The sequence below is a fragment of the Streptomyces sp. BE20 genome (genome assembly GCF_036322525.1).
GTDB lineage: Bacteria > Actinomycetota > Actinomycetes > Streptomycetales > Streptomycetaceae > Kitasatospora.
This window is the reverse complement of sequence record NZ_JAQYWW010001223.1, coordinates 555,697-568,258: the sequence shown is the minus strand read 5'-3', so window position 1 is coordinate 568,258 and position 12,562 is coordinate 555,697. Positions and strand designations below refer to the sequence as shown.

Annotated in this window: 8 protein-coding genes; 5 read left to right on the top strand and 3 right to left on the bottom strand. The window is 74.3% G+C overall.

Annotated features, from left to right (window positions below; genetic code table 11):
* Nucleotides 1-379 precede the first annotated feature (379 nt).
* Complete coding sequence (locus PUR61_RS44865; protein ID WP_329885723.1) at nucleotides 380-2,866, bottom strand: bifunctional SulP family inorganic anion transporter/carbonic anhydrase; 2,487 nt, start codon at nucleotides 2,864-2,866, stop codon at nucleotides 380-382.
* A 523-nt stretch (nucleotides 2,867-3,389) separates the two neighbouring features.
* On the bottom strand, nucleotides 3,390-4,397 hold the full coding sequence (locus PUR61_RS44860) for an ATP-binding protein (protein WP_329885722.1): 1,008 nt from the start codon (nucleotides 4,395-4,397) through the stop codon (nucleotides 3,390-3,392).
* Between the two features lie 222 nt (nucleotides 4,398-4,619).
* Between PUR61_RS44860 and PUR61_RS44855 the strand changes: the two genes are divergently transcribed.
* Complete coding sequence (locus PUR61_RS44855; protein WP_329885721.1) at nucleotides 4,620-5,519, top strand: oxidoreductase; 900 nt, start codon at nucleotides 4,620-4,622, stop codon at nucleotides 5,517-5,519.
* A 428-nt stretch (nucleotides 5,520-5,947) separates the two neighbouring features.
* On the opposite strand, the gene PUR61_RS44850 is transcribed toward PUR61_RS44855, so the two are convergent.
* Nucleotides 5,948-6,784: an HAD family hydrolase gene (locus PUR61_RS44850; protein WP_329885759.1), complete on the bottom strand. Its 837-nt coding sequence runs from the start codon at nucleotides 6,782-6,784 to the stop codon at nucleotides 5,948-5,950.
* 815 nt (nucleotides 6,785-7,599) lie between these two features.
* Between PUR61_RS44850 and ssd the strand changes: the two genes are divergently transcribed.
* The 4 genes from ssd (at nucleotide 7,600) to PUR61_RS44830 (ending at nucleotide 12,109) form a co-directional block, all read left to right on the top strand.
* On the top strand, nucleotides 7,600-8,724 hold the full coding sequence (gene ssd / locus PUR61_RS44845) for a septum site-determining protein Ssd (RefSeq protein ID WP_329885720.1): 1,125 nt from the start codon (nucleotides 7,600-7,602) through the stop codon (nucleotides 8,722-8,724).
* Nucleotides 8,724-10,067, top strand: coding sequence for a TadA family conjugal transfer-associated ATPase (locus PUR61_RS44840; RefSeq protein WP_329885719.1), 1,344 nt, complete (start codon nucleotides 8,724-8,726; stop codon nucleotides 10,065-10,067). Before ssd ends, PUR61_RS44840 begins: the two co-directional genes overlap by 1 nt.
* A gap of 114 nt (nucleotides 10,068-10,181) precedes the next feature.
* Complete coding sequence (locus PUR61_RS44835) at nucleotides 10,182-11,276, top strand: type II secretion system F family protein (RefSeq protein WP_329885718.1); 1,095 nt, start codon at nucleotides 10,182-10,184, stop codon at nucleotides 11,274-11,276.
* 317 nt (nucleotides 11,277-11,593) lie between these two features.
* Nucleotides 11,594-12,109, top strand: coding sequence for a type II secretion system F family protein (locus tag PUR61_RS44830; protein ID WP_329885717.1), 516 nt, complete (start codon nucleotides 11,594-11,596; stop codon nucleotides 12,107-12,109).
* Nucleotides 12,110-12,562: the final 453 nt, after the last annotated feature.

Sequence of the window (12,562 nt, the reverse complement as noted above, 5' to 3'; positions counted from 1 at the left end):
GCGGGCCTGCTCGGCCCAGAAGCCGAGGCGGTCCTCGGAGGCCTGAGCGTATGCGGCCGCGGTGACGTTGGCGGCTGCGGCGAGCTCTGCCGGCGGGGCGAAGCGCCGTTCCTCCTTGAGCAGGTTGGCCAGGCTCTCGTTGCTCAACGCGCACTCCTCATCGAGTCATGATCGGGATCGTTCCCGTGCGTGGGGATTGTCCCGTGTGTCCCAGCGCACAGCTCACCAGGCGAAGAGGTCACTTGACAAGAGGCTCCGGTGAATTGGTGTAGACCTTTGACCGGACGTCGAACGGTCGCCCGAGGCAGGGGCGCCTCTGGAGGGTGTGGCGGAGGTGGGCCCGCGTCCTGGCCCGCCCGGCGGGACGCGGGCCCGGCTCTCAGGCGGCCAGGCCCGGACCGCCCCCGGTCCTGGTCGCGTCGGAGGGGTCCGTACCGGAGGGTGGGACCTCTTCGAATTCCTTCACCCGTTCGGGCGTGTCGCAGTCGGCGGCCGAAGTGGACGCGGCGGACGCGACCGCTGTGGCGGCCATGACGGCGGCCGCAGGGGCGTGGGTGTGAGCACGGGGGGTGGTCTCGCCCGGTGCGCCCAGTGCCTCGACCGGGCTGAACCGGCCGCTCTCGCGATCGAGCACGTAGGCCTGCGCCGTGGCGAAGTCGAAGTACATCCCGACCAGCCGCAGCGTGCCCTCGGCCACTCGTCGCTCCACGGCGGGGTTGGCCAGCAACTGGTCCAGCTGCTGGACCACGTTGGTGATGCAGAGCTGCTCGACCAGGTCGACCACCGGCCGGGCCGTGAACTCGGCCGGGACCCGTCGCAGCCGGTCCAGGGAGCCGCGGCCGTTGCGCAGCCACCGGGCCAGCGGGGTCGGCGGGCCCGGTTGTTCGTGCAGCCCGTCCAGCAGCGCCTTCATCGCCCCGCAGCCCGAATGGCCGCAGACCGTGATCGAACCGACCTCCAGGACCTCGACGGCGTACTGCACCGCCGCCGCCACCGAGTCGTCGGCCGCCCCCGGCTCGAACGGCGCCGGCACCAGGTTGCCGACGTTGCGGACGGTGAAGAGGTCGCCGGGGCCGCTGTTGGTGATCATGCTGGTGACCATCCGCGAGTCCGCGCAGGTCAGGAAGAGCTGGGACGGCGTCTGTCCCTCCCGGGCGAGCCGGGCCAGTTCGGGCCGGACCAGCGGGGCGGTGTGCAGCTGGAACACCCGGACCCCGTCCAGCAGTCGTCCGTGCGGGTCCTCCTGCTGTTCGACGCAGTGGTGGCCGACCCAGGGCGTCCAGGCGCGGCAGCGGTGCGGGCCGGGAGAGCTGCCGGTACGGACGGTGCCGTCGGGATCGAGGACCTCGTCGTCCTGGCGGTGGGTCACCATCGAGACGCGGCCGCCGCCGGCCTGGTACCCGGTGCGCCAGCTGTGCAGGGTCTCGTACGCGGCGTGGTCGAGGAAGGAGCCGTCGTGGACGACCGCGACATCGGCGCCGGCCGGGATCCCGGCGAGGGACCGGCTGAGCCGCGGCACGGCGGTGAAGGTGAGCGGACCGTGCGTCTCCACGGTGAACGAGCCGTCGGGACCGGTCAGGACGTCCACGTGGGCGCGGGTCAGCCGGTAGAGGGCGAGCAGGACGGCGGTCGCGGCTCCCAGCGCCACGCCCGGCAGGACGCCGAGCAGCACCACGCCCGCCACGGTGGCGAGGTAGACCGGGAACTCCCGGTGCCGGTGGACCTTGCGGATGTGCGCGAAGCTCACCATCTGCAGGCCGACCACGAGCACCAGGGCGGCGAGCGCGGAGAGCGGGATCCGGCGCAGCCCGCCGGTGAGGGCCAGCGCCGCCGCCAGCACCCAGACTCCGTGCAGGATCGAGGACCGACGGCTCGTGGCCCCGGCGCGGACGTTGGCCGTGCTGCGCACCGCTCCGCCGGCGATCGGCAGACCGCCGACCAGTCCGCTCACCATGTTGGCGAGGCCCTGGCCGCGCAGCTCGCGGTCGAGGTCCCCGGTCCGGTGGGACATCCGGTCGACGGCGACGGCCGAGAGCAGTGATTCGACGCTCGCCACGGCGGTGACGGTCAGCACGGCGGCCAGGACGGCGGGGAGCGGTCCGTGGGGCAGGTCGGGAACCAGGTCGTGCGGTTGCCAGGCGGGGAGCTCGACCCGGGCGAGCCGGAGGTCCAGCGCGACGGAGAGCGTGGTGGCGAAGGCGACGGCGGCCAGCGGTCCGGGCACCCTGACGAGCCGGGACCCGAACACGCCGGCCCGGCCGGGGAGCCGGTTCAGCCGGGGCCAGCCGAGCAGGACGACCGCGGTGACGGTGCCGACGGCCAGGGCGGCCGGATGCGGGACCGCCAACTGGCCGGGAAGGGCGAGCAGGTTGGCCGTCGCCGAGCTCTGCGGAGAGCCGCCGAGGACGACGTGCAGCTGCGCGATGGCGATGGTCAGGCCGACGCCGGCCAGCATCCCGTGCACGATGGCGGGAGAGACGGCGAGCGCGGTGCGCGCCACCCTCCTGACCCCGAGCAGGAGTTGCAGCAGGCCGGCGGCGAGGGTGATGGCGCAGGTGGCCTGCCAGCCGTACTGGGAGATCAGTCCGGCGGTGATCACGGTCAGCGCGGCGGAGGGGCCGCTCACCTGGAGCGGGGTGCCGCCGAACAGGCCGACCACGATCCCGCCGACCGCTGCCGCGGCGAGGCCGGAGGTGAGCGGGGCGCCGGTGGCCAGGGCGATGCCGAGCGAGAACGGCACGGCGATCAGGAAGACCACGAGGGAGGCGGAGAGGTCCGGTGCCCAGGGGGCACGGGGACGTCTGCCCGGCGGGGCGTGGTCGGTGGTGTCGGAGGCGATGGGTGCGCCGGAGATGTCGAGGGTCATAGTCTTCCCGTCTTTCCGGGGGAACGAACGCAGTCAGGTCCGGCGGTGCGGTGAGCCCGGTGACGGGCCCGGCGGGTCGGATCGGCTGTCGTGGGTCGCGACGGCGTGGCGGGATGGCGTGGTCGCGGCGGGGAGTGCGGGTGTCACCGGCCGGACCGTGGACCATCAGGAGCCCCGACGGCTGCTCGCCCGGGGCGATGGGAGGAGCCATGCCTCGGAGAGGCCGTCGGGACCGAGGTGAGTATCAAGACTCGGTAAACCGAGGGTAATGGGATCTTTGCACAGCGTCATCCCGGGTGACAGGCAATAACCGTGCCGTTCACCCCATTGGGTGGTGGTCGAACGGACGGGAATCTGCTGGTGGGAGTGCCCTGCGGCAGCGTCGGGCGCTCGGGACCGCTGTCGACGGGGCCGGGGCCGGGGGCCGGTGATTCGGGCCGGGGAGCCGGACGGGCCGCGGCCTCCCGGGGTGGGGAGGCCGCGGCCCGTCGGTGGCGTCGGGGCGGCGGAGGGCCGCCGCCGGTCAGGCCGGAGCGCCGGCTGCGGCGGGTTCGTCGGCCGCGGCGAGCCGGTCGCCGAGCACGAAGCTCCGGTCCACCTGGGTGGCGAGGTCGATGCCGACCTTGGCGTTGGCCCAGCTCTCGGCGTTGCGGAGGTGGAAGAGGACGGCCTGCTCGGTGTAGCGGCGGGCGTCCCGTTGCCCGTACGTGGTGTCCACCTCCGCGCGCAGTTCGTCCAGCACGGCGCGGTTGGCCGGCTCCAGGGCCCGCAGCTGCGGGTTGGCGCCCTGTTCCAGCCGGCGCACCCAGTCGGATTGCCCGAAGGCGGTCAGCAGGTCGTCGCCGACCTCGCGGCGGAGGAACTCCAGGTCCTCGGGCCCCTGCACCTTGTTGCCCACCACGCGCAGTCGCACGCCGAAGTCGCGCGCGTAGTCGCGGTACTGGCGGTAGACCGAGACACCCTTGCGGGTCGGTTCCGCGACCAGGAAGGTCAGGTCGAAACGGGTGAACAGGCCCGAGGCGAACGAGTCGGAGCCCGCGGTCATGTCGGTCACGACGTACTCGTCCGGGCCGTCGACCAGGTGGTTGAGCAGCAGCTCGACCGCGCCGACCTTGGAGTGGTAGCAGGCCACCCCGAGGTCCTCCTCGGTGAACGCGCCGGTCGCCAGCAGTCGCACCGAGCCCTCGTCGAGCGCGATCGGGCGGGCGCAGGCCGCGTACACCGGGTTCTCCTCGACGATCCGGAGCAGGCGCGAACCCCGTCCGGGCGGGGTCGTCTTGATCATCTCCTCGGAGGACCGGATCAGCGGGTTGGAGCCGCGCAGGTACTCCTTGATGTCGGGCAGGTGGGCCCCGAGTGAGGGCAGTTCGGCGGCCTGCGCATCCGTCAGGCCGAGCGCGGGGCCGAGGTGTTGGTTGATGTCGGCGTCGACGGCGATGACCGGGCGGCCCGAGGCGGCCAGGTGGCGGATGAACAGTGCGGACAGCGTGGTCTTGCCGCTGCCGCCCTTGCCGACGAAGGCGATCTTCATCTGGGACTCCGGCTCTCGCTCGCTCTGGGGCCCGCCGCGGTCGCTCGTCCGCTCCGCGGCCGGGGTCGACGATCTCCGGAACTGGAAATCGTTATCGCTTCCGATAGTGGCCATGCTATCCGGGGTTTCGGGTGGTTCGCCGGAGGGAAGTGAGGATTGCCTCTAAAGGGTGATGCGAGGTTGCCGTTCCGGGAGTGGCCCCGGTTCATTACCCTCGGGTAGGTGAGCACTGGAACAGATCCCCTCGCCCCGCTGGCCCAGCTCCCCGGGGTGCCCGACGCGGTGGCCGAGGTGCGCAAGGCCGTCGACCGCCTCTACGGCCACCGGGTGATGCGCCGCCGCGCGGCCGAGGTCACCTCGGAGTCCGCCCTGCGGGGCGCCCGGGCCTCCGCCGCGCTGGCGGGGGCGGACTGGCCGCTGGAGGAGGTCCGGCGACGCAGCGACTTCGGCGCCGACCCCGAGGCCCGGGCGGTCGGCGCCGCTCTGCGGATCTCGGCCGAGGCCGGCCAGCTGCTCAGCGTCTGGCGGCACTCGCCGCTCCAGGTGCTGGCCCGGCTGCACCTGCTCGCGGTGGGGGACTCCGACGCCCCCGCGGGGCGGCCGCGCCAGGCGGGCGAGGGTGCCGACGATCCGTTCCCGCTGGAACTGAAGCCGGTGGAGGGCGTCGAGTCCGCGGTGCCGGGTGCGGTGGACGGGCCGGTGCCCGTGCTGCCCCCGGCGCCGGGTTCGGAGGAGGTCGCCGCCAGGCTCGACCAGCTCTCCCGGCTGCTGGTGGCCCGTGCGGAGGGGCAGGGCGTCGGCACACCGGCCCTGGTGGTCGCCTCGGTGGTGCACGGCGAGCTCCTGGCGCTGCGGCCGTTCGGCTCCCACAACGGCCTGATCGCCCGGGCCGCCCAGCGGATCGTGCTGATCGCCGAGGGGCTCGACCCGAAGTCGATCTGCCCGGCCGAGGTCGGCCTGGCGGAGCTGGGGACCGACGCCTACCGGCGGGCGCTGGCCGGCTACCTGGCGGGGACGCCGGAGGGGCTGGCCGCCTGGATCGGCCACTGCGGCCGGGCCCTGCGGCTCGGGGTTCGGGAGTCCACGGCGGTCTGCGAGGCGATGCAGCGCGGCATGGTCTGACCGGACGCGCGGTCCGACCGGCGTCAAGGGCGGTCGAGGGGGGGGCGGCCGGGGGTCCCGGGCCGGGAGGCGCCGGGACGAAAAGATGCGGCGGCACCTGATCCTGCCGGGTGCCGCCGCTGGCACAGATGCCGGGTGACCATGCATGCACCGGAAGTGCCCATCAGACGGGGATCCTGCCCGTTCGTCTGGTGCGGCGGCCCGACAGCGGGTCGGCTGCATGTGGGTGCTCAGTCATCTGTACGCGGTCCGTGGGGCCTGAACTGCGTTGTCGGTTTGACCTCTTAGGGGTCCTGACCGGGTCTCGCGGGCCGTGCTTCATTTGTATCGCGTTTCGGGCGAAAGGGGAACCCGAAACGAGAAGTCTTCGGCTTTTGCCCGTTTTGCCCCTCGGCTCGACGGTGGGTGCCCGGTGCTTCCCGCAGGGGTCAGGCCGTCGGGCGCCGCCGTCGCGCCACGTACCAGATCACCCCGGCCGTGAGCACCGCCGTGCCGATCGCCACCGCGGTCAGCACCGAGCCGCTCGGCGCCGAGAACTCCGGGAGCCGACGCCGGAGTTCCACCGGCCGGTCGAAGACCAGCACCGGCCACTCCCGGGCGACCGCCTCCTTGCGCAGCGCGCGGTCCGGGTTGACCGCCGAGGGGTGGCCGACCGCCTCGAGCAGCGGCAGGTCGGTCGACGAGTCGCTGTAGGCGTAGCACTCGGCGAGGTCGTAGCCCTCGCGCTCGGCCAACTCCCGGATGGCGGCGGCCTTGTTCTCGGCGTAGGCGTAGTACTCGATCTCGCCGGTGTAGCAGCCGTCCTCGATCTTCAGCCGGGTGGCGATCACGTGGTCGGCGCCGAGCAGCGCACCGATCGGCTCGACGACCTCGGAGCCGGAGCTGCTGACGATGACGACGTCGCGACCGGCCGCGTGGTGCTGCTCGATGAGTGAGGCGGCCTCGTCGTAGATGATCGGGTCGATCAGGTTGTGCAGGGTCTCGGCGACGATCTCGCGGACCTGCTGAACGTTCCAGCCCCGGGTGAGTGCGGAGAGGTACTCGCGCATCTTCTCCATCTGGTCGTGGTCCGCGCCGCCCACCAGGAAGACGAACTGGGCGTACGCACTTCGCAGGACGGCCCGACGGTTGATCAGGCCACCCTGGTAGAAGGGGCGGCTGAACGCGAGGGCGCTCGACTTGGCGATGATGGTCTTGTCGAGATCGAAGAAGGCCGCGGTCCGCGGGCCCGCCGGACGCGCCGGGGCGGCCGGCGGGCCGGTCAGGGGTGTCGCGTCCGACCCGGGCGCCCCGGCTGCCCCGGCCGCTCCGTCGCTCCCCGGGGCTTCGGCGGCTCCGGCGGTGGAGTCCGGGGACTCGTCGGCGTACTCGTCGGCGTTCTCGGTGGTGTCCACGGGAACCGAGGATAGAGGGCACCACAAAACGGCCCGCCATTCGGTGTACTCGTGGGCGTGCGGGTTTGTGTTTCTGGCCGCTCGGGTACACCATGGAAGTCACGGATCGTTCGCGACCGTGCTAACCCGGTCCGGCTCCTCCCCCCCGAGTCGGGCCGTGGATAGACGACCCCCGCTCTCCCCCCCGGCGGGGGTCGTCGCACGTCCGGGGCCATTTTCAGGGCTTGAACGGCTACTGTCGGGGAATCGGCCCGCCGGCCCGGCGGACATCTACGGGGGGTGTCGACGACGGGCCCCTTCGGGCGATTTGGTCACTCTCCGTAGATCATTGATCATGGCTGCCCTCAGCCCCTCGAACGCGCGGAATGGCCGGTCGAGGCGGCTCCCGCAGCAGCGCCCGGAGCGGTTGCTTCCCCTTGGTGCGGTCTATACCGGTTCTTCTCGGTGAGCCCGTTTCGTCAATTCTTTGCTCAATAGCCCCCCTTCCGAGTGAACGTTTTCCTCCACAACCCCCGAGTTGTCCACAGGGAATCGGAACCCGGCGGACGGAATCCGGATCACCGCCCACCGTGAGGGTCGGCAGCGGTCGCCGGGTCCGTGCTGCGGGCCCGCGGCCGGATGTCGCACCGACCGGACGTGTGCCCGGCCCGCCCCGTGCGGCCGGGCACCCGCACAGGGGAGCCGCCATGTCGAAGCCCACCACCGACCACGCCACCGCCAACGGTCCGGCGCCCACCCGACCGCTCGTCCTCACCGGGGACCCCGGCCTGGCCGAGCACCTGCTGCGGATCTGCGCGGCGGCCGGCACCGAACCGCGGCTGCTCCGGGGAACGTCGCCGCCGCGCGAGCTCTGGGAGGGATCGTCGCTGGTCCTGGTCGGCGACGACCGGGCCGAGCAGTGCGCCGGTCTGCCCCGTCGGGCCGGGGTGCTGCTGCTGGGGCTGGACCTCGACGACCCGGGGGTCTGGGTCAGAGCCGTCCAACTCGGCGCCGAGCACGTGCTCTTCCTGCCCGACGCGGAGGCCTGGCTGCTCGATCGGATCGCCGACGCCGTGGAGGGCGTCGGCACCCCTGCGCTCACCGTCGCGGTGCTCGGCGGGAGGGGAGGCGCGGGCGCGTCCACCCTGGCGTGCGCGCTCGCCGTGACCGCCGCCCGCCGCGGACGGCGGACCGTCCTCGTCGACGGCGATCCGTTGGGGGGCGGGCTCGACCTCCTGCTCGGCAGCGAGACGGCCGCCGGCCTGCGATGGCCGGACCTGGCCGCCTCACGCGGCCGGGTGAGCGGCGCCGAGCTGACCCGGGCGCTGCCCGCGCCCAAGCGGCTCACCGCGCTGTCCTGCCTGTCCTGGGACCGGAGCGACACGCTGGCCGTGCCCCCCGAGGCCATGCGCAGCGTGCTGGCCGCCGCCCGCCGCCGCGGTGGTCTGGTGGTGGTCGACGTGCCCCGGCGGCTCGACCCGGCGGCCGGGCAGGCGTTGGAGCAGTCCGACACGGCCCTGTTGGTGGTGCCGGCCGAGCTGCGCGCGGTGGCGGCCTCCGACCGGGTCTGCGCGTCCGCCCGGATGCGGATCGAGGACGTCAGGGTCGTGGTGCGGCCCGTGGGGCCCTTCGGCATCCCGGCCCGGAAGATCGCGCAGGGACTGCGGCTGCAGCTCGCCGGCGTGCTGGAGCCGGAGCCCGGCCTGGCCGCCGACACCGAGCAGGGCGTGCCGCCGGGCATCCGGGAGAGCGGCCCGCTCGCCCGCTTCTGCGAGACCTTTCTGGACGAGGTGCTGCCGCCGGTTCCGGCGGTCGGGGGAGGTGTGTACTGATGGTCCGTCTGCGGAGAGCGGGAGGCTCGGACGGCGTCGCGGGCCGCCGCGTCGGCGCGTACGAACAGCGGTCGCTCCGGAGCGTGCCCGTCGCAGGGCGCGTGCCCGCGCTCGGGCCGCCGCCCGAGCCGAACCCCTACGGACGGACGGCCCGGGAGGCACGGGCGGCGGCGCTGGTCGACGCCGTCCGGCTGCGGCTGGCCGAGTCCGGGGCCGCCCCGACGGCCGGTGCCGTCGCGGCCGCGCTGCGCGCCACCCGGCCGCCGCTCGGCGGCGACGACGTCCTCGACACCGTGCGCTCGCTGTGCGCCGAACTGGTGGGTGCGGGCCCGCTGGACCGGCTGCTGGCGGCGCCCGACGTCACGGACGTCCTCGTCAACGGACCGGACGAGGTCTGGGTCGACCGCGGCGGGGTCCTGCGCCGGGCGACCGGCGTCCGTTTCGCGGACGCCGGTGCGGTGCGGCGGCTGGCCCACCGCCTGGCCACGGCGGCCGGACGGCGGCTCGACGACGCACGGCCCTGGGTGGACGCCAGGCTGCCGGACGGCACCAGGCTGCACGCGGTGCTGCCGCCGATCGCGGCCGGCTGCACCCACATCTCGCTGCGGGTCTGCCGCCCCAGGCCCTTCACCCTCGACGAGCTGGTGACCGGCGGGGCCGTGCCGCCGAGCGGCGCGGAGCTGCTCGCGGGCCTCGTGCGGGCCCGGCTCTCGATGCTGGTCAGCGGCGGCACCGGCACGGGGAAGACCACGCTGCTGGCGGCGTTGCTGGGTCTGGTCGGTCCGGAGGAGCGGATCGTCATCGCCGAGGACTCCGCCGAGCTGCGTCCGGACCACCCGCACGTGGTCCGGCTGCAGAGTCGCCCGCCGAACCAGGAGGGGCTGGGCGAGCTGACCCTTCGGGACCTGGTCCGCCAGGCACTGCGGATGCGGCCCGACCGGCTGGTGGTCGGGGAGGTGCGCGGGGCCGAGGTGTCGGATCTCCTGGCCGCCCTCAACACCGGCCACGATGGCGGCACCGGGACCGTCCACGCCAACACCGCGGCGGACGTCCCGGTCCGGCTGGAGGCGCTCGGTTCGCTGGCCGGGCTGGACCGGGCGGCCGTGCACAGCCAACTCCGCGCGGCGCTGGACGTGGTGGTGCACCTCGTGCGGGAGCCGGCCACCGGGAGGCGACGGATCGCTGAGATCCACACCTTGGCCGGCGACCGGCAGGGACTGGCCGTCACCACCCCCGCGGTGACGTTCACGGCTGACGGCGGCGCGGTGCCGGGGGCCGGCTGGGAGCGGTTGACCCGGTTGCTGGCCGACCGGGGGGTTCGGCTCGCGGGCGGGCCGCCGTGACGGCGGCCTCGGTGCAGGTGGCGTTCGTCCTGCTGCTGGGTGGGTGCGGGGTGGGCGCGGTGCTGTTGCTCGGTCCCTGGAACGGGAGAACTCGGCGAGAGGCTGGTGGCGGACGTGGCGGTTGACCGGGTCGAACTCTGTTGGGCGGCGGCCCTCTGCGGGGCGGCGGCGGCCGGCCGGTGGTGCCTGCAGCGGCAGTTGGCGGGTGTCCGGCGGGCCGGGCACCTGCTCGCCGGCCGGGCCGGTGAGTCCGGCGAGGCCGGCGGATCCCGGGGATCCGCCGGTCACGGGCGGGGGCGTAGGCCCCGGCGGCGTGGAGCCGGGCCGTTCGGCAGCCGGGTGGGCGCGTCCTGGCGGGCCGCCAGGGGTGCACCCGAACTGCTGCTCCTGCCCGGTGGACTGGCGGCCGGATGGGTGACGGTCTCGCCCGTTCCGGCCCTGGCCGCCGCACTGGCCGCCCTGCCGCTGCGGAGGTGGCGGCTGCGGCGTGCGGCGGCGGCCGGGGCCGGACGCCGGGCGGCCGCGGTGGTGGAGCTCTGTGCCGGACTGGCGGGTGAGTTGCGCAGCGGAGCGACGCCCGAACAGGCGCTGCACGTGGTGACCACGCGGATCGCCGCCGACCGGGCGGAGCTGGGCCGGCTCGGGGCGGAGCCGGTCGCCCGGCTCGCGGCCGGCCGGTACGGCGCGGATGTGCCCGCCGCACTCCTGCTGCTCGCCGAGTTGCCGGGAGGCCGTGGAGCGGCTGCGATCGCCGCCTGCTGGCGGGTGGCCTCCGACGGTGGAACGGGCCTGGCGGCCGGTCTGGACGGGGTGGCCGAGGCACTGCGCGTCGAACGGGCGCTGTCCGAGGAGATCGCCGCCGAGCTGGCGGCGCCGCGCGCCACGGTCGCGGTCCTGGCCGGGTTGCCGCTCGTGGGGCTGTTGCTCGGCGCGGCCATCGGCGCCCGACCGGTGGACGTCCTGCTCCACACACCCGCCGGGCTGGCCTGCCTGGTCGCGGGGGCGGCACTGGAAGCGATCGGCCTGGCCTGGACGTCGCGCATCGTCCGGTCGGCGTCGGAGGACGCCCGGGAAACGGGTCCGTTCCGCGGCCGGACGGCCGAGGGCCGCCCGGAGCCCGGGTCCGGCCGGCGGTGCGGGATCACCCGGACCCGCCCTCGGGAGGGACGGTCGAGCGGATCGTTCGCAGGGAAGGTGAGGTCGGCGTGATGCGGGCGATGGACTGGACCGTCCTGGGCCCGGCCATGGCGGCGGGTGCGCTGCCGCTGAGCGGGTGGCGTGTCCGAAGGACGGCCCGGCGGCGGGCGGCGAAGTGGCGAACGGCCAGGGCACCGACAGCGGGGCCGCCAAGGGCCGGAGACGCCCCGGCCCGCCGGTGGCCGGGCGGTGTTCGGGCGGAGCCCGCCAACAGGGGAGCCGCCGTGGCGGAGCGGGCTCGGCGGGGGGTCGCGGCGCTCTCTGCGGGGATCGGTGCAGCGGCGTTCCTCGGCGGTGGGGCAGGCCCGGTGGTGGGTCTACTGGTGGCGGTGGGGTTGTACCGGCGGCTGCCGCGGGCCCGGTCCCCGGCGGAGCGGCGAGCCCTGTCGGACGAACAACGGCTGGTCCGACAGCTGCCACTCACCGCGGAGCTGTTGGCGGCCTGCCTCGGCTCGGCGGGCTCGCCGGCGGAGGCCGTCGCAGCGGTCGGCCGGAGCGTGGGAGCCCCGATGGGTCCCCGGCTGATGGCAGCGGCGGCGGAACTCGCCCTGGGCGCGCCGCCGGAACACTGCTGGCGCCGACTGGGCGAGGAGCATCCGCGATTGGCACCGCTGGCCCGCTGCCTGGTCCGGACGAGCCTCAGCGGGACCCCGGCGGCCGAGGCGCTCACCGGACTGGCGGGCGGCCAACGAGCGGAGGCCGTACGGGCGGCGCACACGCGGGTCCGCCGGGCCGGCGTGCTGGCCACCGTGCCGCTCGGGCTCTGCTTCCTCCCGGCCTTCGTCCTGCTGGGTGTGGTCCCGGTGGTGGTGGGGCTCACCTCTCGCTTCACACAGCAAATGTGACGCCTCGTCAAAAAAGTCGATCGGCACCGGACGCAGTGTGCGGAGGGCGCACGGTGGACGCCGCTCCGCCCGGCCCGGTCGACACCTGAATCGATCCAAGGAGAGAGAACCATGGATGCAGTGCTCAAGCCCGTGTTCGACAGCGGCAGTTCGCTCGGCCGACTGGTGCGGATGGGGAGGCGACGGGGCCGCTGGGCGATCCGTCGGATCCGGCGGGCCGGCCGGGCGAGGGCCCGCTCGGACGCCGGGATGACCACGGCGGGTATCGCGGCACATGCCGTGTCCCACAGCAATCGTGTCTCACTTCGGCGCCGCCATCTGAAGCTGTCGCGTCCTAGGGTGCAGCCTCAGTGTGTCGCATAACGAAGTGGCAGAACACTATCAGTGTGGGCGAGATCACGCTGGTGGGCCTCCCCATCGGCCTTCGGCCGATCCGGCAGTGCCGCGCCCGCT

Excerpts from the sequence above, each read along its gene's own strand:
- PUR61_RS44865 (WP_329885723.1), bottom strand. The coding sequence starts at position 2,866 with ATGACCCTCGACATCTCCGGCGCACCCATCGCCTCCGACACCACCGAC.
- PUR61_RS44860 (WP_329885722.1), bottom strand. The coding sequence starts at position 4,397 with ATGAAGATCGCCTTCGTCGGCAAGGGCGGCAGCGGCAAGACCACGCTG.
- ssd (WP_329885720.1), top strand. The coding sequence starts at position 7,600 with ATGTCGAAGCCCACCACCGACCACGCCACCGCCAACGGTCCGGCGCCC.
- PUR61_RS44840 (WP_329885719.1), top strand. The coding sequence starts at position 8,724 with ATGGTCCGTCTGCGGAGAGCGGGAGGCTCGGACGGCGTCGCGGGCCGC.